Below are 21,720 nucleotides of genomic sequence, written 5' to 3'. Positions count from 1 at the left end.
GGCGTGACGTCGCCCCCTTCCGCCGCCCCCAGCGTCGTCCGGCGCACGAGGGAGCGCGTGGAGACGCTCGTCGAGTGGTGGAAGGACAGCCGTCCCGGTCGCGCGACCTACCGCTACCTCTACTCCCGCGGTGCGTTGCTGTGCGGCGGCATCGCCTACTCGGCCCTGTTCTCCCTCTTCGCCGCGCTGACGATCGGCTACACGGTCTTCATGCAGGTCCTCGGCGGGAGCCAGGAGCTCATGGACGCCGTGTTCGGCGAGATCAACGAGCTCGTCCCCGGCCTCATCGCGGTCGACGGGGAGAAGGGCGTGATCGACCCCGACGACCTCCTCCTCCCGCCCGGTCTGAGCGTCACGAGCATCGTCGCCGGCGTCGTGCTCCTCTTCTCCGTCGTCTCCTTCATGTACCACCTGCGCGGCGCCGTCCGGACGATGTTCGGCGTCAGCGACGTCGGCCAGAGCCCCGTCCTCGCCCGGGCGCGCGCCCTCCTCGGCTTCTTCCTCCTGGCGCTGAGCATGCTCGTCTCCGCCGTCGCGAGCATCGCCGTCTCCTCGATCGGCTACCAGCTCCTGGAGGCGCTCGGGCTCTCCGGCGGACCCGCGATCCTCGTCACCGGGGCCGGCCTGGTGGTGAGCATCCTGCTCGACGCCCTGGTCGTCGTCGTGGTGGTCACGCTCCTGGCGGGCGTCCACGTACGCCGCCGCGACCTCCTCGTCGGGTCGCTCACCGCCGCCGTCGCGTTCGGGGTGCTCCGCTACCTCGGGTCGTCGTTCGTCGCCGGCAGCGCCAGCCGGAACGCGCTCCTCGCGTCCTTCGCCGTCCTCGTCACGCTCCTCGTCCTCGTCAACTTCACCGCGCGCATCCTCCTCGCGGTGTGCGCGTGGATGGCGGACCCGCCCCGCCCGCCCGACCCCGAGCCCGACGGCCCTCGGCACGCCCGTGACGGCCGCCCCGAGCTCCCCGTCGTCGACGGGACCTCCACGACCGACGCCCGGCACGTGCGGGTCGCCCGGCACGCGGCGACCGAGGAGGCCGGGGGCTCCGTCGCCGTGACCGCGTCGACGGAGGAGCTTCTCCGTGCCGGCCAGGGGTCCGGCAAGCCCTGGAGCCCGATCGTCCGCGGGGTCCGTCGGGCCCGCCTCCCGCGCGGAACCTAGCCGACCGACGCGTGCGGCGCCGAGCCGCGCGCCCGAGCCGGGGTGGGACGACGCAGGGCGCCGACCGTGACGGTCGGCGCCCTGCGTGCGGGACATGCGGGGGGTCAGAAGGCGCGCGTGATCATCGCGCGCTTGACCTCCTGGATCGCCTTCGTGACCTCGATGCCGCGCGGGCAGGCCTCGGTGCAGTTGAAGGTCGTGCGGCAGCGCCACACGCCCTCCTTGTCGTTGAGGATCTCGAGGCGCTGCGTGGCGCCCTCGTCGCGGCTGTCGAAGATGAACCGGTGCGCGTTGACGATCGCGGCGGGGCCGAAGTACTGGCCGTCGGTCCAGAACACGGGGCACGACGACGTGCACGCCGCGCACAGGATGCACTTGGTGGTGTCGTCGAAGCGCTCGCGCTGCTCGGCGGACTGGAGGCGCTCCTTGCTGGGCTCGTTCCCGGACGTGATGAGGAACGGCATGATCTCGCGGTAGGACGCGAAGAAGGGCTCCATGTCCACGACGAGGTCCTTGACCACGGGCAGGCCCTTGATGGGCTCGACCGTGATGGGCTTGTCGGGGTTGACGTCCTTCAGCAGCGTCTTGCACGCGAGGCGGTTGCGCCCGTTGATGCGCATCGCGTCGGACCCGCACACGCCGTGCGCGCACGAGCGGCGGAACGTGAGCGAGCCGTCGTGCTCCCACTTGATCTTGTGCAGCGCGTCGAGCACGCGGTCCGTGCCGTGGGCCAGGACGGTGAACTCGTCCCAGTACGCGTCCTCGCCGTGCTCCGACTCGGGGGAGTAGCGGCGGATGCGGAGCGTGACCTCGAACGAGGGGATCTCGCCGGCCTTGGCCTCGGGGGCGGGGCTCTCGAGTGTGGCAGTCATCAGTACTTCCGCTCCATGGGCTCGTACCGGGTCTGGGTGACGGGCTTGGAGCCCAGGGCGACCTTGTAGCCGTCGAACGCCTCGACGTGGTCGAAGTAGCCGGCGACGTGACCGTCGGCGACGTCGCTGGCCGACGTGGGGCGGCGGTACGCCATCGTGTGCAGCATGTAGTTGGCGTCGTCGCGGTCCGGGAAGTCCTCGCGGTAGTGGCCGCCGCGCGACTCCTTGCGGTTGATGGCCGCGACGACGGTGACCTCGGCGATGTCCAGGAGGAACCCGAGCTCGATGGCCTCGAGCAGGTCGGTGTTGAACAGTCGACCCTTGTCCTGGACCGAGACGTTCTTGTACCGCTTCTGGAGGTCGCGGATGTCCGCGAGGGCCTGGTTGAGCGACTCGCCGGTGCGGAACACCTGGGCGTTGGCGTCCATCGTCTCCTGGAGGGCCTTGCGCACGTCCGCGACGCGCTCGCCGTCGGGGCGGTTGCGCATCTCCTCGAGCTGCGCGATCACCGCCGCGGCGGGGTTCTCCGGGAGCTCGGTGTACGACGCCGTCGCGGCGTACGCGGCGGCCGTGCGGCCGGCACGCTTGCCGAAGACGTTGATGTCGAGCAGCGAGTTGGTGCCGAGGCGGTTGGAGCCGTGGACGCTCACGCACGCGACCTCGCCGGCGGCGTAGAGGCCCTTGACGACGTTGTGGCTGTCGCGCAGGACCTCGGCCTCGACGTTGGTCGGGATGCCGCCCATCGCGTAGTGCGCGGTGGGGTACACGGGCACGGGCTCGGTGTACGGCTCGATGCCCAGGTAGGTCCGGGCGAACTCGGTGATGTCCGGGAGCTTCGCGTCGATGTGCGCGGGCTCGAGGTGCGTGAGGTCGAGCAGGACGTAGTCCTTGTTCGGCCCGGCGCCGCGGCCCTCGCGGACCTCGTTCGCCATCGACCGGGCGACGATGTCGCGCGGTGCGAGGTCCTTGATCGTCGGGGCGTAGCGCTCCATGAACCGCTCGCCGTCGGCGTTGCGGAGGATGCCTCCCTCGCCGCGCGCGGCCTCGGACAGCAGGATGCCGAGGCCCGCGAGGCCCGTCGGGTGGAACTGGAAGAACTCCATGTCCTCCAGCGGGAGGCCGCGGCGGTACGCGAGAGCCATGCCGTCGCCCGTGAGCGTGTGCGCATTGGACGTCGTCTTGAAGATCTTGCCCGCGCCGCCGGTGGCGAAGATGATCGCCTTCGCCTGGAAGACGTGGATCTCGCCGGTCGCGAGGTCGTAGGCGACGACACCGGTCGCGGTGACGGTCTCGCCGTCGGGGATCTCGCCCGTGGACAGGTCGTGGTCGGTGATGAGGTCGAGCACGTAGAACTCGTTGAAGAACTCGACGTCCTGCTTGACGCACTGCTGGTAGAGCGTCTGGAGGATCATGTGGCCGGTGCGGTCCGCGGCGTAGCAGGAGCGGCGCACCGCGGCCTCGCCGTGGTTGCGGGTGTGCCCGCCGAACCGGCGCTGGTCGATGCGGCCCTCGGGGGTGCGGTTGAAGGGCAGGCCCATGCGCTCGAGGTCGAGGACCGCGTCGATGGCCTCCTTCGCCATGATCTCCGCGGCGTCCTGGTCGACGAGGTAGTCGCCGCCCTTGACCGTGTCGAACGTGTGCCACTCCCAGTTGTCCTCCTCCACGTTCGCGAGGGCGGCGCACATGCCGCCCTGCGCGGCGCCCGTGTGCGAGCGCGTGGGGTAGAGCTTGGAGATGACGGCCGTGCGGACCTTGCCGGACGACTCCAGCGCCGCGCGCATCCCGGCGCCGCCTGCGCCGACGATGACGACGTCGTACTGATGGGTTTGCATCGGGGTCGATGCCTCCTGGGAGAGAGCCGGGTGGAGCGTGAAGACGGGGGCGAGTTGCGGGGTGTGCTCAGGCCGTGCAGAACGACGCGAGCAGCTCGGCCGGCGCGTTCGCGGGGCACGGGTCGAACGTGAAGATCACGAGCGTGCCGAGGACCGTGACGATCGTGAACGCGAGGTACAGCGCGAGCTTGAGGACGAGGCGAGTGCCGTCACGCTCGGCGTAGTCGTTGATGATCGTGCGGACGCCGTTGGTGCCGTGGAACATGGCCAGCCACAGCATGAGCAGGTCCCAGATCTGCCAGAACGGCGAGGCCCACTTGCCGGCGACGAAGCCGAAGTCGATCGCGTGCACGCCCTCGCCCACCATGAGGTTGACGAAGAGGTGCCCGAAGATGAGGACGATCAGCACGACGCCGGAGGCGCGCATGAAGATCCAGCTGTACAGCTCGTAGTTGCTGCGCGTGGCCTTGCGGCGCTTGTACGGGTCGCGCGGGCTCGCTACCGCCGAGGCCGTGGTCGTGGTCGACATCAGTGCCCCCCTCCGAAGACGTTCATGAGGTGACGCGGCAGGAAGCCGGCCATCGTCACGACGAACAGGCCGACGACGATCCAGAGCATGGTGCGCTGGTACCGCGGGCCCTTGGCCCAGAAGTCGACGAGGATGATGCGGATGCCGTTGAAGGCGTGGAACACGATGGCCGCGACCAGTCCCGCCTCGCCCAGGCCCATGATCGGCGTCTGGTACGTCCCGATGACGGCGTTGTAGGCCTCGGGCGACACCCGGACGAGCGCCGTGTCGAGCACGTGGACGAGCAGGAAGAAGAAGATGAGCACGCCGGTCACGCGATGCGCGACCCACGACCACATGCCTTCACGGCCGCGGTAGAGCGTGCCAGCTGGTGCACTGGGCACTTTGGGGGCCTCCTGTGGCGAGATCAGGGGGAGATGTCACGTTCCGGACGTGGCCCGGAACTCCCTCAGTCCGGACCGCGGGACCGTCGTCGGCATCGGTCTCTGGGCTTCCACCATAGTGACATCGGCGTCATGATGCGGACCGCCCGGGGCGGCGGAACGGCCCTGCGCGGGGGGTTTGTGACTGATCCCACAGCCCGCGGGGGAACTGCGCGCCTCACTATGCTGCCCCCATGGCCTCTTCGCCTCACCCCTCGTCCGCCGCGGCCGCGTCGCCGATCCCCGGCTTCCACGCCGTCGTCCCGGCGGGAGGGGCGGGCACGCGGCTGTGGCCGCTCTCGCGCGCGGGCTCGCCCAAGTTCCTCCTCGACCTCACCGGCTCGGGCCGCTCGCTGCTCCAGGCGACGGTCGACCGGCTCGTCCCGCTCGCGGGGGAGCAGGGCGTGGTCCTCGTCACCGGGGACCGGCACGTCGCCGCCGCGCGCACCCAGCTCCCGGGGCTCCCGGCCGAGAACGTCCTGGCGGAGCCGTCGCCCCGCGACTCGATGGCGGCGATCGGCCTCGCCGCAGCGGTCCTCGAGCAGCGGCACGGCGACGTGGTGGTGGGGTCGTTCGCCGCGGACCAGGTCATCACGGGCCGCGACGCGTTCGAGTCGTCGGTCCGCGAGGCGGTGGAGGCGGCCCGCGCGGGCTACGTCGTCACGATCGGCATCGCCGCGTCCCGACCGTCGACGGCGTTCGGGTACGTCCACAGCGGCGCGCCGCTCGGCGTCACGGGGGCGCCGAGCGCGCAGCACGTGCGCGGGTTCACGGAGAAGCCCGACGCCACGACGGCGCAGCGCTACCTCGCGTCCGGCGAGTACCGGTGGAACGCCGGCATCTTCATCGTCCGGTCGTCCGTCCTCCTGGGGCACCTCGCGGACCAGCGCCCGGAGCTGCACGACGGCCTGCGCGCGATCGCCGCGGCGTGGGACGGTCCCGACCGCGGCCGCGTGCTCGCCGAGCGCTGGCCCGCGCTCGAGCGGATCGCGATCGACCATGCCGTCGCGGAGCCGGTCGCCGCCGTCGGCGGCGTGGCGGTGGTGCCCGGCACGTTCGGGTGGGACGACGTGGGCGACTTCAACTCGCTCGCCGCGCTGCTGCCCTCGGTCGACGGCGCCGGATCGAAGGTCCTCGGCGACACGGGTCGCGTCGTCCGTCGCGAGAGCGCCGGGTCCGTGGTCGTGCCCGCGAGCGATCGCGTCGTCACGGTGCTCGGCCTGGACGACGTCGTGGTCGTCGACACCCCGGACGCGCTGCTCGTCACCACGCGCGCCCGGGCCCAGCAGGTGAAGTCGATGGTCGAGACGGTGCGCGAGCTCGGGATGGACGAGCTCCTGTGACCGCCGACGTGACCCTCGCCTCCCGTATCGCCGCCGCCGCCGCGCGCCACGTGGACGAGGTCGTGGCGATCCGCCGCGACATCCACGCCCACCCGGAGGTCTCGCGCGCCGAGACGCGGACGACCGCGCTGCTCGCGGAGCGGCTGCGGGCCGCGGGGCTCGAGCCGCGGCTCCTGCCGGGCACGGGCCTCGTGTGCGACGTCGGCCCCGAGCCGGGGGGCGTGACGGCCACCGGGACGCCCGACGACGCGTCGTCGCCCGGGCGCGTGGCCCTGCGCGCCGACCTCGACGCGCTGCCGCTCCAGGACAGGTGCGACCTCCCGTGGGCCTCGACGGTCCCCGGCGTGGCGCACGCCTGCGGCCACGACGTGCACACCGCGGTGGTGCTGGGGGCCGGCCTGGTCCTCGCCGACCTCCACGCGCAGGGCGAGCTGCGCCGCGGCGTGCGGCTCGTCTTCCAGCCCGCGGAGGAGGTCCAGCCCGGCGGGTCGCTCGACGTCCTCGCCGCGGGCGCGATGGACGGCGTGGACGAGATCTACGCGGTGCACTGCGACCCCAAGGTCGACGTGGGCCGCATCGGGACGCGCATCGGTCCGATCACCTCGGCGTCCGACGAGGTCTCCGTGACCATCGCGTCCCCCGGTGGGCACACCTCGCGACCGCACCTCACGGGTGACGTGGTCTACGCGCTGGGGCAGGTCATCACCCAGGTCCCGGCGGTGCTGGGCCGGCGCCTCGACCCCCGCTCGGGCGTGAACCTCACGTGGGGCGCCGTGCACGCGGGGTCCGCGCACAACGCGATCCCGAGCACCGGGACGGTGCGCGGGACGCTGCGCTGCCTGGACGTGCGCGCGTGGGAGTTCGCGGGGCAGGTGCTGCACGACGCCGTCGAGCAGGTCGTCGCGCCCTACGAGGTCGAGGTGACCGTGCACCACACGCGCGGCGTCCCGCCCGTGGAGAACGACGAGCGCTGCACGGGCCTGCTCGAGGCGGCGGCGCGCGACGTCCTCGGCCCGGACTCGATCCTCCTGACCGAGCAGTCGCTCGGCGGCGAGGACTTCGCCTGGTACCTCACGAAGGTCCCGGGCGCGATGGCGCGGTTGGGCACGCGGACCCCCGGTGGGCGCAGCTACGACATCCACCAGGGCGACCTCCAGGTCGACGAGCGCGCGGTGGACGCGGGGATGCGGCTGCTCGCCCGTGTCGCGGCCGGTCAGGACGGGTGAAGCGGTCCCGACCCGTGGACAGGGGTGTGTCACGCCTCAGACGCAAAGTGACGCTTGCATAACGAAGCAGCGGCGTTACCGACAAGTAACGTGCAGGACCCCTCCGGCTGATTAGTGTTCGGTCCTATAGAGGCCGACGGACCGGTCCTCCCGTGCAACGACGCTCGGGAGGACCCAGGGGTCCTTCCCTGCGCGGCCCTGCTACGAGAACGACAGGAGCTATCAGGTGAAGAGAGCGACTCAGGTCACCGCGCTCGCGGCCGTCGCCGCGCTCGCGCTGGCCGCGTGCGGCGCCGCACCCGAGGACGACGAGACGACCGGCGGCGGCGAGAACACCGCGGGCGGCAACTCCGACTTCTCCGCGTGCATGGTGTCCGACGCCGGCGGGTTCGACGACCAGTCCTTCAACCAGGCCGGTTTCGAGGGCCTGGAGCAGGCGAAGTCCGAGCTCGGGATCACGGCCACCGAGGTCGAGTCCTCGGCGGACACGGACTACGCGCCGAACATCGACAACCTCGTCCAGCAGGGCTGCAACCTCGTCATCGGCGTCGGGTTCCTCCTCGAGGACCCGATCCAGGCGGCGGCCGAGGCCAACCCCGACACGAACTTCGCGCTCATCGACTCGTCGTTCTCCGACGCGGACTTCAACCCGGTCGAGATCGACAACGCCAAGCCGATCCTCTTCAACACGGCCGAGGCCGCGTTCCTCGCGGGCTACCTCGCGGCGGGCATGACCGAGACGGGCACCGTCGCCACGTTCGGCGGCATCCAGATCCCGTCGGTCGCCATCTTCATGGACGGCTTCGTCGACGGCGTCGCGAAGTACAACGAGGACAACGGCACCGAGGTCAAGACCCTCGGCTGGGACAAGGAGGCCCAGACGGGCTCCTTCACCGGTGACTTCGACAACCAGGCGAACGGCCAGAACCTCGCGCAGGGCTTCATCGACCAGGGCGCGGACATCATCATGCCCGTCGCCGGCCCGGTGGGTCTCGGTGCGGCAGCCGCCGCGCAGAGCGGCGGCGCGAAGATCATCTGGGTCGACTCGGACGGCTTCCTCACGACGGAGTACGGCGACATCATCATCACCTCGGTGATGAAGCAGATCGGTCCGGCGGTCTTCGACACCGTGAGCGAGTCGGTCGACGGCAACTTCACCAACGAGCCCTACGTGGGCACGCTCGAGAACGAGGGCGTCGGCCTCGCGCCGTTCCACGACTTCGAGGACAAGGTGCCGGCCGAGCTGCAGGACATGCTCGCCCAGTACCAGGAGCAGATCATCGCCGGGGACCTGGTCGTGGAGTCGACCAACACCCCGTGACGACCTTCTGAGACCGTCGGTCCCGCGGCCCCTGCGGCTGCCGGGACCGGCGGGACGGTGGCCCGGGCGAGCCCGCCCGGGCCACCGTCGTCATGAGGCGACGGCGCGACGGAAGTACGGTTCGATGGAGTTCCCTGTTCTCAGAGAGGCCGCCCGGTGAAGCTGGAGCTGCGCGGGATCACGAAGGTGTTCGGGTCCCTGGTCGCGAACGACCACATCGACCTGGTGATCGAGCCAGGCGAGATCCACGCCCTGCTGGGCGAGAACGGTGCGGGCAAGAGCACGCTCATGAACGTGCTGTACGGCCTGTACGACCCGGACGACGGCGAGATCCTCGTCGACGACCGGCCGGTCGCGTTCACGGGCCCCGGCGACGCCATGGCAGCGGGGATCGGGATGGTGCACCAGCACTTCATGCTCGTCCCGGTCTTCTCGGTGGCGGAGAACGTCGCGCTCGGGCACGAGCCCGTGAAGGGGGCCGGTCTCATCGACGCCCGGCGCGCGCGCCGGCTCGTCCAGGAGATCTCCGACCGCTTCGGGTTCGAGGTCGACCCGGACGCCATGGTCGAGGACATCCCGGTCGGCGTGCAGCAGCGCGTCGAGATCATCAAGGCGCTCTCGCGCGACGCGCGCGTGCTCATCCTCGACGAGCCGACCGCGGTCCTGACCCCGCAGGAGACCGACGAGCTCATCGCGATCATGCGCCAGCTCAAGGCCGCGGGGACCTCGATCGTCTTCATCACGCACAAGCTGCGCGAGGTGCGCGCCGTGGCGGACCGCATCACGGTCATCCGCCGCGGGAAGGTCGTGGGGACCGCGGACCCGAGCGCGAGCGAGACCGAGCTCGCCTCCCTCATGGTCGGCCGGTCCGTCTCGCTCGGCGTGGAGAAGGCGCCCGCCGAGCCGGGCGACGCGACGTTCCGGGTCACCGACCTCACGGTCATGGACGACCTCGACACCGCGGTCGTCGACCGCGTGAGCCTCGACGTCGCGCGCGGCGAGATCCTCGTCCTCGCGGGCGTCCAGGGCAACGGGCAGACCGAGCTCACCGAGACGATCGTGGGCCTGCGCAGGCCCGTCGCCGGCTCCATCACGCTCGACGGCAAGGAGCTCGTCGGCCGAGGGGTGTCGGACGTCCTCGCCGCCGGTGTCGGGTACGTCCCGGAGGACCGGAGCACGGACGGCATCGTCGGGACGTTCTCCGTCGAGGAGAACCTCGTCCTCGACCTCTTCGACCGTCCCCCCTACTCGCGCGGCGGCGCGCTCAACCGGGCCGCTATCCGCGACAACGCCGAGCAGCGGGTGGTCGAGTTCGACGTCCGCACCCAGACGGTCGAGGTGCCCGCCGGGAACCTCTCCGGCGGCAACCAGCAGAAGGTCGTCCTCGCGCGCGAGATGTCGCGCCCGCTGCGCCTGCTCATCGCGTCGCAGCCGACGCGCGGGCTCGACGTCGGGTCGATCGAGTTCGTCCACAAGCGCGTCGTCGAGGAGCGCGACAACGGCACCCCGGTGATCATCGTCTCGACCGAGCTCGACGAGGTGCTCGCCCTCGCGGACCGGATCGCCGTGATGTACCGCGGCCGCATCGTCGGCGTCGTCCCGGGCGACACGGACCGCGACGTGCTGGGGCTCATGATGGCGGGGGTCCCGCTCGACGAGGCCGTCACGCAGGCGGCCGAGCACCGCACCACCCTCGGCGAGGCCGACATCGAGGCGGGAGACGCGCCGTCGAGCGCCGGGGTCGACGTCGACCTGGCTGACGCCGACGCCCGCGAGGAGGAGATCCAGTGACCCAGAAGGCCATGCCCGACGACGCGGCGGCCGTCCCGCCGACGCCCGCGCCGCCGAGCGACACCACGAAGCCCCGGCCGCCGGCCGGAGCGAGCATCCTGCGCGAGATGCTCGAGAGCAGCTGGCTCGTCTCGCTGCTCGCGATCGTCGCGGCCCTCGTCCTCGGCGGCGTGCTCATCGCGGCGGCCGACCCGGAGGTCCAGGAGGCCGCGACCTACTTCTTCGCGCGGCCCGCGGACTTCTTCGAGGCCGTCTGGAACGCCGTGTTCGGCGCCTACAGCGCGCTCTTCCAGGGCGCCGTCATCAACTTCCAGGCACCCGACCTCCAGCGGGCCCTCCGCCCGCTGACCGAGACCATGACGGTCTCGACACCGCTCATCCTCGCGGGCCTCGGCCTCGGCATCGGGTTCCGCGCGGGCCTGTTCAACATCGGTGCGCAGGGCCAGATCATCCTGGGCGGCATCTTCGCCGGGTTCATCGGTTTCACGTTCTCCCTGCCTCCCGGCCTGCACCTGCTGCTCGCGGTCCTCGGCGCCGCGCTCGGCGGGGCGATCTGGGCGAGCATCGCGGGTGTGCTCAAGGCCCGGACGGGCGCGCACGAGGTGATCGTCACGATCATGCTCAACAACATCGCGGTCTACCTCGTGGCGTACCTGCTCACGACGCCCGCGTTCCAGCGCCCGGGCAGCAGCAACCCGATCAGCCCGCCCATCCCGAGCTCGGCCACGTTCCCTCTGCTGCTCGGCGAGGGCTTCCGCCTGCACCTCGGCTTCCTGCTCGCCCTGCTCGCGGCCGTGGGCGTGTGGTGGCTCATGGAGCGCTCGACGCTCGGCTTCCGCTTCCGCGCGGTCGGCGAGAACCCGCACGCGGCGCGTACCGCGGGTATCTCCGTGGCGTGGGTGACCGTCTGGGTCATGGCCATCGCCGGTGCGCTCGCCGGCCTCGGCGGCGCCGCGCAGGTGCTCGGCACCGAGAAGGTCCTCACGGCGGGCATCGCCGCGAGCTTCGGGTTCGACGCGATCACCGTGGCGCTCCTCGGCCGCTCCCGGCCGCTCGGCACCGTCCTCGCCGGTCTGCTCTTCGGCGCGCTCCGCGCGGGCGGCTTCGCGATGCAGGCGCGTACCGGGACGCCGATCGACATCGTGCTCGTCGTGCAGTCCCTCATCGTGCTCTTCATCGCCGCCCCGCCGCTCGTGCGGGCGATCTTCCGGCTCCCGACCCCGGGTGGCCCGACGCGCGCCGAGCGTCACGCCGCGAGACGGCGGGCCGAGGCGGCCACGACCACCACGACGACGCAGGAGGCCGGAGCATGAGCACCGCGACCACCACCCCGGCGCCGGCCTCCGCGCCCCAGCGCGCGGCCAAGCCGCTCCCGCCCATCAGCTGGAAGGCCCCCGTCGCGTACGCGGTCATCGGGCTGCTGTCGCTGGTCTTCTTCGCCCTGCTCCCCGCCGGGGGGCAGCAGACGACGTTCCGCCTCTCGACGGCGAACGACTTCTTCCAGATCGAGCCGATCACGGTCAGCTCGACGGGAGCAGCGCTGTTCCTGTCGATCCTCGCGCTCCTGCTCGCGGGGCTGTCCTTCTGGGCGGCGCGCGACCGGCGCAAGGTGGGCGTCTGGCTCCCCATCGTGTTCGGCGTCGCCGTGGTCTTCGCCTTCCTGAGCTGGGCGGGGGCGGGCAAGGCCGCGATCCCGCTCACGGGGCTGCTGCAGGGCTCGCTCTTCCTGGCGGTCCCGCTCGTGTTCGGCGCGCTCTCGGGCGTGCTGTGCGAGCGCGTCGGCATCATCAACATCGCCATCGAGGGTCAGCTCCTCGCCGGGGCGTTCCTCGCCGCGGTCGTCGCGTCGCTGACGTCGTCCGCGTACGCCGGCCTCATCGCGGCCCCGATCGCGGGTGCCCTCGTGGGCGTGCTGCTCGTGATCTTCTCGGTGAAGTACTGGGTGAACCAGATCATCGTCGGCGTCGTGCTCAACGTGCTCGTCGTGGGCGTGACGAGCTACCTGTACTCCACGGTGCTCACCGAGGACCCGGGCACGTGGAACACGCGGACCCCGCTCCCCGTGATCGAGATCCCGGTGCTGTCGCAGATCCCCGTCGTGGGTCCGGTGCTCTTCCGCCAGACGCTGCTCGTCTACATCATGTACGTCGTCGTGATCCTGCTCCAGGTCTTCCTCTTCCGGAGCCGGTGGGGCCTGCGCCTGCGTGCGGTCGGCGAGCACCCCAAGGCCGCCGACACCGTGGGCATCAAGGTCAACGCGACCCGCGTGCGCAACACGATCCTCGGCGGTGCGGTCGCCGGCCTCGGCGGCGCGTTCTTCACGGTCGCGGCGGGCCTCGCGTTCGGCAAGGAGATGACGGGCGGCAAGGGCTTCATCGCCCTCGCGGCCATGATCCTCGGGCGGTGGAACCCGGTCGGCGCGCTCGTCGCGGCTCTCCTGTTCGGGTTCTCGGACAACCTCCAGACGGTGCTCGGCATCGTCGGCACGCCGATCCCGAGCCAGATCATGCTCATGACGCCGTACGTCGTGACGATCTTCGCCGTCGCCGGTCTCGTCGGGCGCGTGCGCCCGCCGGCCGCCGAGGGCATCCCCTACGTGAAGTGAGGTCACGGTGCCGATGACAGACCTGCCGCACGTGCACGACGCCGAGCCCCGGCCGGGCGAGGGGACGGACCAGGGCGGGACCGCCGTCGGGCCGTCGGTCGACTGGGACGCGCTGCGCGACGCCGCGCGCGAGATCATGACCCGCGCGTACGCCCCCTACTCGGGATTCCCGGTAGGCGCCGCCGCGCTCGTGGACGACGGGCGCGTCGTCGTCGGGTGCAACGTCGAGAACGCCGCGTACGGCGTGACGCTGTGCGCGGAGTGCTCGCTCGTGAGCTCGCTCGTCGGGACGGGCGGAGGCCGCCTCGTGGCGTTCGCGTGCGTGGACGGGCACGGGGCGACGCTCATGCCGTGCGGGCGGTGCCGACAGCTCCTGTGGGAGCACGGCGGCCCCGACCTGCTGGTCGACACCGTGCGTGGTATCAAGACGATGAGGGACGTGCTGCCCGACGCCTTCGGGCCCGAGGATCTGGAGGAGCGGTCGTGACCAGCGACGACGTGACCCCGCAGGGTGGCGGGACCGAGGACCAGGACACGACGACGGAGGCTCCTGCCGCAGAGGGCGACGGCCCCGCGCCCGAGCCGTTCGACGCCGTCGACGTCATCCGGACGAAGCGTGACGGCGCGCGGCTCGACCCGGCCCAGATCGACTGGGTGATCGACGCCTACACGCGCGGCGTCGTCGCCGAGGAGCAGATGGCCGCGCTCGCGATGGCGATCTACCTCAACGGCATGGACCGGACCGAGATCGGCCGCTGGACGCAGGCGATGATCGCCTCGGGCGAGCGGATGGACTTCTCGGGGCTCTCGCGGCCGACCGCGGACAAGCACTCGACCGGAGGTGTGGGGGACAAGATCACGCTGCCGCTCGCGCCGCTCGTCGCGGTGTACGGCGTCGCGGTGCCGCAGCTCTCGGGGCGCGGCCTCGGCCACACCGGCGGCACGCTCGACAAGCTCGAGGCCATCCCGGGGTGGCGCGCGGCGCTCTCGAACGAGCAGATGATGAACGCGCTCGAGCACGTCGGTGCGGTGATCTGCCAGGCGGGCTCCGGCCTCGCGCCCGCGGACCGCCTCCTGTACGCGCTCCGCGACGTCACGGGCACGGTCGAGTCCATCCCGCTCATCGCGAGCTCGATCATGAGCAAGAAGATCGCGGAGGGCACCGGGGCCCTGGTGCTCGACGTCAAGGTCGGGTCCGGCGCGTTCATGAAGGAGCTGGGCTCGGCGCGCGAGCTCGCGCGGACCATGGTCGACCTCGGGACCGACGCCGGCGTGCGCACGGTCGCCCTGCTCACCGACATGTCGACGCCGCTCGGCCTCACCGCGGGCAACGCGCTCGAGGTGCGCGAGTCGGTCGAGGTGATGAAGGGCGCGGGGCCGCAGGACGTCGTCGACCTCACGGTCGCGCTCGCGCTCGAGATGCTCGCCGGTGCGGGTCGCCCGCAGGACGAGGACGACGTGCGGCACGCGCTCGTCGGCGGGCGCGCGCTCGACAAGTGGCGCGAGATGATCGCCGAGCAGGGCGGCGACTCGCGGGCCCCGCTGCCGGTCGCACGCGAACGGGAGCACGTCGTCGCCGACCGGGACGGCGTGCTCGAGCGGCTCGACGCGTACGCCGTCGGGGTCGCCGCGTGGCGCCTGGGCGCGGGGCGCGCGCGCAAGGAGGACCCCGTGCAGGCGGGAGCGGGCGTCGAGCTGTTCGCCAAGCCGGGGGACACCGTGCGCAAGGGGCAGCACCTCATGACGCTGCACACCGACACGCCCGAGCGCTTCGAGCGGGCCGTGCAGGCGCTCGAGGGGGCGTGGTCGATCGCGGACCCGGGGACCGTCGTCGAGCGCCGGCCCGTCGTCCTGGACCGCGTCGACTGAGCGTGGCACCCGACGAGCCGGGCGCCGGCGAGCCGGCGGACACGCGTCGGCCGCGCTCCGTGTACGGGGTCGGCACCGAGCCCGACGCGCGGTTCAGCCTCGCCAACGAGCGCACCGCGCTCGCGTGGGTGCGCACCGGCCTCGGCCTCGTCGCGGGGGGCGTCGCGCTGACGTCCTTCGCCACGTTCGCCGACATGCCGGGCGTGCTCGACGTCGTCGCCGGCGTCGCCTGCCTCGTGGGCGCCGGGTTCGCGGGGTACGCGCTGGTCTCCTGGCGCCGCAACGAGCGCGCGCTCCGCCTGCGCCGGCGGCTGCCCGCCCCGAGCGGGCTGCCCGTGCTCGTGGTGGGGGTCGTGGTCCTTGCGCTGCTGCTCGCGGGCTACGCCGTGGGATCGGCGACCGGTCCGTGAGCCTGCCGACCGGGGAGGGGCCCACGCCGGTCCGGGACGAGGGCATGCAGCCGGAGCGCACGGCGCTCGCGTGGCAGCGGACGGTGCTCGGCGTGGTCGTCGGGTCGCTCGTCCTCGCCGCCGCCGGTCTCCGCTCCGGGTCCACGGTGACCGTGTGCGCGGCGGTCGCCGTCGGCGTGCTGGCGCTGGTCCCCGCCGTCCTGCGTCCCCCGACCGGCGGGCTGCCCGGGAGCGGCCGGCTGTACTCGTGGTCCTTCCTGGTGCGTGTGGCGAGCCTCGTCGTCGTGCTGGCCGTCGTGGGTGCCGTCTGGGCGCTCGGCCGGGCGCTGGGAGCGGCATGAAGGTCCCCGGCCCGCTCGGCGCGCTCCGGGTCACCGACCTCGCGCGGCTCGTGTCCGCCCGGGCCGTGCCGGGACCACCACCCGCTGCCCTCTACCGGCCCGACGGCGGCACGGAGCACGCGCTCGACCTCGCCCGGCGCGCGGGCCACCCCGTCTCGAGGGTGCGAGCCCTCGCCACGACCCTCGGTGCGCTCGACCCGAGGACCCGGCGCGCCGTCGTCGACCCGCTGGGCCGTGCCGCCCCCGAGGCGTCACGCGACGGCCGGGTCCGTCCGCTCGAGCTCGGCGGGGATCGCGCGCGCCAGACCGACGCGACGACGTGCGGCTCGGCCGTGCTCGGCCTGCTCGCCGCGGCAGGCGACCCGGTGCTCGCCCTGTGGCTCGCCACGGGCCTGCACCCCGAGGACGACCCGGGGCCCAGGGGCCGGTCCTGGTCGGGCGGCGCGGCACGGTTCGGGGAGCTGCAGCAGGCGGTGAAGCGGCGCACCAACCATGCCGCCCTCGGCCCGCTGCCATGGCCCGCCTCCCTCGGGACACCCCCGTGGGGTGCCGCGCGGGCCGCGCGCCACGCGGACGTGCGGTACGTCGAGCGCGTCGTCGTCGGGGCCCGGGACGAGCAGGTGGTCCGGGCCGCCCTCGCCGCGGCCGCGTGCGGTGTGCCGGTGCCCCTCTTCACGGGCGGTAACCTCGCGCTCGGGATCGCGACGGCGGTGCCGCGTCACGTCGTGCTCCTCACGGACGCCGACGCGCGGGCGCGTCGGTGCCGGGTCTACGAGCCGTCGTCGGGCACCGTGCACGACCTGGACGCGGTGCACCTGCTCGACGGCGCCCGGTCGCCCGCGGTGCGGCACGCGCTCGGGGGCTGGCCGCACGTCTGCTGGGCACTCCTCCCGGCTGGACGGCAGGGCTGGCGAGCCCCCACGCGCGGCGCGAGGATGGAAGCGGCCGCCACGTCCGTGGAACGCGCCGAGTCGTCAGGTGAGGAGACGCGATGAGCACCGTGCCCGGGAACGACGCGTGGCGGGACGCCGGCCTCGTCGAGCAGGACGACGAGGTCGTGAGCCTGGTCGAGGAGTCGGAGGACGACAGCCCGGGCGTCGACGACGCCGAGCACGAGGGCGACGAGTACCGTCCGCGCACCGCGCGACCGGACCTCGAGGGCGAGGCGAACGAGGCCGACGTCGTCGAGCAGGCGTCCGCCGTGCCGGGCGAGGAGGACGACTACGCCTGACCGGCCGGGCCCGTCCGACCGCTCGGCGCGAGCGCAGGCGTACCGGCCGGTACCGTGAGCGCATGACCACCGAGAACGCCCCCCTGACGGTCGACGTCATCCGCTCGCTGCCCAAGGTCGTGCTGCACGACCACCTCGACGGTGGGCTCCGCCCCGCCACGATCCTCGAGCTCGCCGCCGACGTCGGGCACCAGCTCCCCGCGGGCGACGCCGAGGCCCTCGGAGCCTGGTTCGCCGAGTCGGCCGACTCCGGCTCGCTCGTGCGCTACCTCGAGACGTTCGACCACACCATCGCGGTCATGCAGACCCCCGCGGCGCTGGCCCGCGTGGCGCGCGAGGCGGTGCTTGACCTCGCGCGCGACGGCGTCGTGTACGCCGAGCAACGCTGGGCGCCCGAGCAGCACCTCCAGCGCGGGCTGACGCTCCAGGAGACCGTCGACGCCGTCCAGTCCGGCATCGAGCAGGGCGTCGCCGAGGCCGCCGCCGAGGGCCGGACCATCCGCGTCGGGCAGCTCGTCACCGCCATGCGCCACGCGGACCGGTGGCAGGAGATCGCCGAGCTCGCCGTCGCGAACCGCGCGAACGGCGTCGTCGGGTTCGACATCGCCGGTGCCGAGGACGGGTTCCCGCCCTCGCGCCACGCGGAGATCTGGCGCTACCTCGCCGACCAGAACTTCCCCGTCACCATCCACGCGGGCGAGGCCGCCGGCCCGGAGTCGATCGCCGAGGCCGTGCACCTCGGGCAAGCGAGCCGCATCGGCCACGGCGTGCGCATCGTCGAGGACATCACGTTCGATCCCGAGTTCCCGCACAGCGCCGAGGGCGAGTCCGGGACGGCCGCGCTCGGCCTCCTCGCGCACTGGGTGCGCGACCACCAGGTCCCGCTCGAGCTGTGCCCGTCGTCCAACGTGCAGACCGGGGCGGCGACGTCGGTCGCCGACCACCCGATCACGCGGCTCAAGGAGCTCGACTTCGCGGTCACGCTCAACACCGACAACCGCCTCATGTCGCGCACGACCATGACGCAGGAGATGGCGCTGCTCGTCGAGCACGCCGGGTGGACGATCGACGACCTCGCCGACGTGACGATGACCGCCGCGTGGAGCGCGTTCGTCCACCACGACGAGCGTCGCGCGCTCGTCGACGACGTGATCCTGCCGGGCTACCAGGAGGTCCAGGGCGCGCAGCTCTGAGCACACCTGCCGACCCACCCGGCTCGCCGCACGATGACTGTGGTGCCGTGATCGACGCGATCACGGCACCACAGTCGTGCTCGGCCGGGGGTCAGACGCCCTTGGGGTGCCAGACCGTCTTGGTCTCGGTGAACGCGAGGATGCGCTGGGGGCGCGGGGCCTCGGTCCAGTCGGGCTCGGCGTCGTCGCCGCGGCGGCCGACAGCGGGGCGCAGGACGCGCTTGACCGAGTCGGCCGCGGCGGCCTCGAGCTCGCCCCACGCGACGCCCTCGGCGCCGACGGCGCCCGCGAGGTCGATCGCGTTGACGTCGAGGTGCGACGCGAGCGGGGGAGCGAGCTCCCGGGTGAAGCCCGTGAGGACGTTCACGACGCCGCCCGGGACGTCCGACGTCGCGAGCACCTCGGACAGCGTGACGGCCGGGATCGGGCGCTGCTCGCTCGCGACGACGATCACGGCGTTGCCCGTGACGAGCGGCGGGACGATCGTCGAGACGAGGCCGAGCAGCGACGAGCGCTGCGGGGCGAGGACGACGACGACGCCCGTCGGCTCGGGCGAGGACAGGTTGAAGTACGGTCCGGCGACCGGGTTGGCGGAGCCGGCGACCTGCGCGACCTTGTCCGTCCAGCCCGCGTACCAGACCCAGCGGTCGATCGCCTCGGAGACCGCGAGCTCGGCCTGGCGCGCCGTGAGCCCCTCGCCCGCGACGACCTCGGCGACGAACTGCTCGCGGCGCCCCTCCATCATCTCCGCGACGCGGTAGAGCACCTGGCCGCGGTTGTAGGCCGTCGCCCCGGCCCACTTCGCCTGCGCCGCGCGAGCGGCCACGACGGCCTCGCGCGCGTCCTTGCGCGAGCCCTGGGCGACGTTCGCGAGGAACCGGCCCTTGGTGTCCGTCACCTCGTACGTGCGGCCCGACTCGCTGCGGGGGAACTTCCCGCCGACGTAGAGCTTGTACGTCTTGCGCACCCCGAGGCGCTCGGGCGCCGTGCGGGTCGCGGTGGGCGCCTTCGTCGTGCGGGCCATCAGTAGGTGCTCCCCTCGATCAGGTAGGGCGCCAGGCCGTGCCGGCCGCCCTCGCGTCCGTAGCCCGACTCCTTGTAGCCGCCGAACGGGCTGGCCGGGTCGAACCGGTTGAAGGTGTTGGACCACACGACGCCCGCGCGGAGCTGGTCGGCCATCCAGAGGATCCGCGACCCCTTCTCGGTCCAGATCCCCGCGGAGAGCCCGTACGGGGTGTTGTTCGCCTTGGCGACGGCCTCGGCAGGGGTGCGGAACGTCAGGACGCTCAGCACCGGGCCGAAGATCTCCTCGCGCGCGATGCGGTGCGCGGCCGAGACGCCCGTGAAGAGCGTCGGCGCGAACCAGTAGCCCGACGACGGCAGCTCGCAGTCCGGGCTCCAGCGCGTGGCGCCCTCAGCGGTGCCCGCGTCGGTGAGCTCGGTGATGCGCGCGAGCTGCTGGGGCGAGTTGATCGCTCCCACGTCGGTGTTCTTGTCCATCGGGTCGCCGACGCGCAGCGTACCGAGGCGGGACTTGAGCCGGTCCACGAGCTCCTCGGCGATCGACTCCTGCACGAGCAGTCGCGACCCGGCGCAGCACACCTGGCCCTGGTTGAAGAAGATGCCGTTGACGATGCCCTCGATCGCCTGGTCGATCGGCGCGTCGTCGAACACGATGTTCGCGGCCTTGCCGCCGAGCTCGAGCGTCGCGTGCTTGCGCGTGCCCGCGATCTCCTGCGCGATGCGCTTGCCGACCGGGGTCGAGCCCGTGAACGCGATCTTGTCGACGTCCGGGTGGTTGACCAGCGCCGAGCCGGTGGCGCGCGCGCCGGTGACGATGTTGACCACGCCGGGCGGCAGCTCGGCCTGGCGGAGCAGGTCCGCGAAGAGGAGCGCGGTGAGCGGCGTGGTCTCGGCGGGCTTGAGCACGACCGTGTTGCCCGTCGCGAGCGCGGGCGCGATCTTCCACGCGAGCATGAGCAGCGGGAAGTTCCACGGGATGACCTGCGCGGCGACGCCGTGCGGGCGCGGGTCGGGGCCGTAGCCCGCGTGCTCGAGCTTGTCCGCCCAGCCCGCGTAGTAGAAGAAGTGCGCAGCCGCCGTCGGGACGTCGACGTCGCGCGACTCGCGGATGGGCTTGCCGTTGTCGAGCGTCTCGAGCACCGCGAACTCGCGCGAGCGCTCGGCGAGCAGGCGCGCGATGCGGAACAGGTACTTGGCGCGCTCGCGACCCGGCATCGGGCCCCACACCTTCTCCTGCGCGCGGCGCGCCGCGCGGACGGCGCGGTCGACGTCCTCCTCGGTCGCCTCCGCGACCTCGGCGAGGACCTCCTCCGTGGCGGGGTTGACGGTCTTGAACGAGCCGGAGTCCGACGCCGGCGTGAACTCGCCGTCGATGAACAGGCCGTACGACGACGCGATGTCGACGACGGCGCGCGACTCGGGGGCCGGCGCGTACTCGAACGGCGAGCCGGCCGTGCTGGCTGTGGTGGTCATGGTGTCCTTCAGTCCCGCTCAGTCGACGGTCACGTAGTCGGGGCCCCAGTAGGCACCCGTGGCGAGCTTGTTGCGCTGCATGAGCACGTCGTTGAGCAGCGACGACGCACCGAACCGGAACCAGTCCGGGTCGAGCCAGTCGCCGCCCGCGGTCTCGTTGACCGCGACGAGGTACTTGATCGCGTCCTTCGACGTGCGGATGCCCCCGGCGGGCTTGACCCCGATCGGCACGCCCGTGAGGGCGCGGAAGTCGCGCACGGCCTCGAGCATGACGATCGTCACCGGGAGCGTCGCGGCGGGGGAGACCTTGCCGGTGCTCGTCTTGATGAAGTCGGCTCCCGCGAGCATCGCGAGCCACGACGCGCGGCGCACGTTGTCGTACGTGGCGAGCTCGCCCGTCTCGAGGATGACCTTGAGGTGCGCGTGGTGCCCGTTCGCGCGGCACTCCTCGCGCACGGCGACGATGTCCTCGTAGACCTGGGAGTACCGGCCGGACAGGAACGCGCCGCGGTCGATGACCATGTCGATCTCGTCCGCGCCGGCCTCGACCGCGTCGCGCGTGTCCGCGAGGCGCACCGCGCGGCTCGCGCGGCCCGACGGGAACGCGGTCGAGACGGCGGCGACCTTGACGCCCGTCCCGGCGAGCGCCTCGACGGCGACCGGGACGAGGTCGTTGTACACGCACACGGCGGCGGCCGACGGGCACGACGGGTCGGCGGGCTCGGGGCGCACGGCCTTCGCGGCGAGCGCGCGCACCTTGCCGGGCGTGTCCGCGCCCTCGAGCGTCGTGAGGTCGACCATGCGGATGATCGTGTCGAGCGCCCAGGCCTTGGACGTCGTCTTGATCGAGCGGGTGCCCAGGGCTGCCGCGCGGCCGTCGGCGCCCACCTTGTCCACCCCCGGCAGCCCGTGCAGGTAGCGGCGCCACGCGGTGTCGTCGAGGAGGGCGGAACCCGTCACGGAGCGCGCGAGATCGGCGATCTCGGCAGCGGACCGGTCGGCGGAACCCGGGGTCGCCGGGGCCGTTCCGGTGCTCGCCCGGCCGGTCTCGGCGACCGACGTCGGTGTCGTTGTGCTCATC

At 72.5% G+C, this 21,720-nt stretch carries 21 protein-coding genes; 14 read left to right on the top strand and 7 right to left on the bottom strand.

The genetic code is table 11. The annotated features are described in order from the left end of the window. The first annotated feature begins 3 nt into the window (after positions 1 to 3). Complete coding sequence (locus tag FB00_RS13865) at positions 4 to 1,158, top strand: YihY/virulence factor BrkB family protein (RefSeq protein ID WP_047233511.1); 1,155 nt, start codon at positions 4 to 6, stop codon at positions 1,156 to 1,158. A 104-nt stretch (positions 1,159 to 1,262) separates the two neighbouring features. On the opposite strand, the gene FB00_RS13860 is transcribed toward FB00_RS13865, so the two are convergent. The 4 genes from FB00_RS13860 to sdhC form a co-directional block, all read right to left on the bottom strand. Beyond that, positions 1,263 to 2,030 (bottom strand): succinate dehydrogenase iron-sulfur subunit, encoded by a 768-nt coding sequence (locus FB00_RS13860; RefSeq protein ID WP_047233510.1) that lies wholly within the window; start codon positions 2,028 to 2,030, stop codon positions 1,263 to 1,265. Further along, positions 2,030 to 3,862, bottom strand: a complete 1,833-nt coding sequence (sdhA, locus tag FB00_RS13855) for a succinate dehydrogenase flavoprotein subunit (protein ID WP_047233509.1) — start codon at positions 3,860 to 3,862, stop codon at positions 2,030 to 2,032. Before sdhA ends, FB00_RS13860 begins: the two co-directional genes overlap by 1 nt. A 67-nt stretch (positions 3,863 to 3,929) precedes the next feature. Next, positions 3,930 to 4,391 carry a succinate dehydrogenase hydrophobic membrane anchor subunit gene (locus FB00_RS13850; protein ID WP_047233508.1) on the bottom strand — a complete coding sequence of 154 codons (462 nt, stop codon included), beginning with the start codon at positions 4,389 to 4,391 and terminating at the stop codon, positions 3,930 to 3,932. Then, positions 4,391 to 4,774, bottom strand: a complete 384-nt coding sequence (gene sdhC, locus FB00_RS13845) for a succinate dehydrogenase, cytochrome b556 subunit (protein WP_081772373.1) — start codon at positions 4,772 to 4,774, stop codon at positions 4,391 to 4,393. The genes FB00_RS13850 and sdhC overlap by 1 nt, the downstream gene beginning before the upstream one ends. 233 nt (positions 4,775 to 5,007) lie before the next feature. On the opposite strand from sdhC, the gene FB00_RS13840 reads away from it, so the two are divergent. The 13 genes from FB00_RS13840 (at position 5,008) to FB00_RS13780 (ending at position 18,143) form a co-directional block, all read left to right on the top strand. Then, the gene (locus FB00_RS13840; RefSeq protein ID WP_047233507.1) at positions 5,008 to 6,156 is read left to right on the top strand and encodes a mannose-1-phosphate guanylyltransferase; all 1,149 of its coding nucleotides are present in this window, start codon (positions 5,008 to 5,010) and stop codon (positions 6,154 to 6,156) included. Then, positions 6,153 to 7,382, top strand: a complete 1,230-nt coding sequence (locus tag FB00_RS13835) for an amidohydrolase (protein ID WP_047233506.1) — start codon at positions 6,153 to 6,155, stop codon at positions 7,380 to 7,382. Before FB00_RS13840 ends, FB00_RS13835 begins: the two co-directional genes overlap by 4 nt. Positions 7,383 to 7,608: 226 nt before the next feature. Next, on the top strand, positions 7,609 to 8,703 hold the full coding sequence (locus tag FB00_RS13830) for a BMP family lipoprotein (RefSeq protein WP_047233505.1): 1,095 nt from the start codon (positions 7,609 to 7,611) through the stop codon (positions 8,701 to 8,703). A gap of 156 nt (positions 8,704 to 8,859) precedes the next feature. Then, positions 8,860 to 10,494, top strand: a complete 1,635-nt coding sequence (locus tag FB00_RS13825; protein WP_047233504.1) for an ABC transporter ATP-binding protein — start codon at positions 8,860 to 8,862, stop codon at positions 10,492 to 10,494. Between the two features lie 11 nt (positions 10,495 to 10,505). Continuing rightward, on the top strand, positions 10,506 to 11,807 hold the full coding sequence (locus FB00_RS13820) for an ABC transporter permease (RefSeq protein ID WP_047233535.1): 1,302 nt from the start codon (positions 10,506 to 10,508) through the stop codon (positions 11,805 to 11,807). Beyond that, a complete protein-coding gene (locus FB00_RS13815; RefSeq protein WP_052877681.1) occupies positions 11,804 to 13,099 on the top strand; it encodes an ABC transporter permease in 1,296 nt (431 codons plus the stop codon). Before FB00_RS13820 ends, FB00_RS13815 begins: the two co-directional genes overlap by 4 nt. A gap of 13 nt (positions 13,100 to 13,112) precedes the next feature. Continuing rightward, on the top strand, positions 13,113 to 13,586 hold the full coding sequence (locus FB00_RS13810; RefSeq protein WP_082141312.1) for a cytidine deaminase: 474 nt from the start codon (positions 13,113 to 13,115) through the stop codon (positions 13,584 to 13,586). Positions 13,587 to 13,702: 116 nt separating this feature from the next. After that, positions 13,703 to 14,968 carry a thymidine phosphorylase gene (locus tag FB00_RS13805; RefSeq protein ID WP_047233532.1) on the top strand — a complete coding sequence of 422 codons (1,266 nt, stop codon included), beginning with the start codon at positions 13,703 to 13,705 and terminating at the stop codon, positions 14,966 to 14,968. A 2-nt stretch (positions 14,969 to 14,970) separates the two neighbouring features. Further along, positions 14,971 to 15,378, top strand: a complete 408-nt coding sequence (locus FB00_RS13800; protein ID WP_047233503.1) for a YidH family protein — start codon at positions 14,971 to 14,973, stop codon at positions 15,376 to 15,378. Beyond that, on the top strand, positions 15,375 to 15,719 hold the full coding sequence (locus FB00_RS13795; protein ID WP_052877680.1) for a DUF202 domain-containing protein: 345 nt from the start codon (positions 15,375 to 15,377) through the stop codon (positions 15,717 to 15,719). The genes FB00_RS13800 and FB00_RS13795 overlap by 4 nt, the downstream gene beginning before the upstream one ends. After that, positions 15,716 to 16,714 (top strand): hypothetical protein, encoded by a 999-nt coding sequence (locus FB00_RS13790; RefSeq protein ID WP_047233502.1) that lies wholly within the window; start codon positions 15,716 to 15,718, stop codon positions 16,712 to 16,714. Before FB00_RS13795 ends, FB00_RS13790 begins: the two co-directional genes overlap by 4 nt. Continuing rightward, a complete protein-coding gene (locus tag FB00_RS13785; RefSeq protein WP_047233501.1) occupies positions 16,711 to 16,950 on the top strand; it encodes a hypothetical protein in 240 nt (79 codons plus the stop codon). The genes FB00_RS13790 and FB00_RS13785 overlap by 4 nt, the downstream gene beginning before the upstream one ends. A gap of 62 nt (positions 16,951 to 17,012) precedes the next feature. After that, positions 17,013 to 18,143, top strand: coding sequence for an adenosine deaminase (locus tag FB00_RS13780; RefSeq protein WP_047233500.1), 1,131 nt, complete (start codon positions 17,013 to 17,015; stop codon positions 18,141 to 18,143). A gap of 91 nt (positions 18,144 to 18,234) precedes the next feature. Here FB00_RS13780 and FB00_RS13775 read toward each other — a convergent pair whose 3' ends face one another. From FB00_RS13775 to deoC, 3 genes are read right to left on the bottom strand one after another with little or no spacing between them, the layout of a single operon-like run. Beyond that, on the bottom strand, positions 18,235 to 19,167 hold the full coding sequence (locus tag FB00_RS13775; protein ID WP_047233499.1) for an aldehyde dehydrogenase family protein: 933 nt from the start codon (positions 19,165 to 19,167) through the stop codon (positions 18,235 to 18,237). Beyond that, positions 19,167 to 20,639 carry an aldehyde dehydrogenase family protein gene (locus tag FB00_RS13770; RefSeq protein ID WP_047233498.1) on the bottom strand — a complete coding sequence of 491 codons (1,473 nt, stop codon included), beginning with the start codon at positions 20,637 to 20,639 and terminating at the stop codon, positions 19,167 to 19,169. The genes FB00_RS13775 and FB00_RS13770 overlap by 1 nt, the downstream gene beginning before the upstream one ends. 18 nt (positions 20,640 to 20,657) lie before the next feature. Then, entirely contained in the window at positions 20,658 to 21,719 is a 1,062-nt protein-coding gene (gene deoC / locus FB00_RS13765; protein ID WP_082141311.1) for a deoxyribose-phosphate aldolase, read from the bottom strand. Position 21,720: the final 1 nt, after the last annotated feature.

This window comes from Cellulosimicrobium funkei (genome assembly GCF_001019615.1).
Taxonomy (GTDB): domain Bacteria; phylum Actinomycetota; class Actinomycetes; order Actinomycetales; family Cellulomonadaceae; genus Cellulosimicrobium; species Cellulosimicrobium cellulans_E.
The sequence above is the reverse complement of the archived record's forward strand: the minus strand, read 5'-3'. Positions and strand labels throughout refer to the sequence as shown.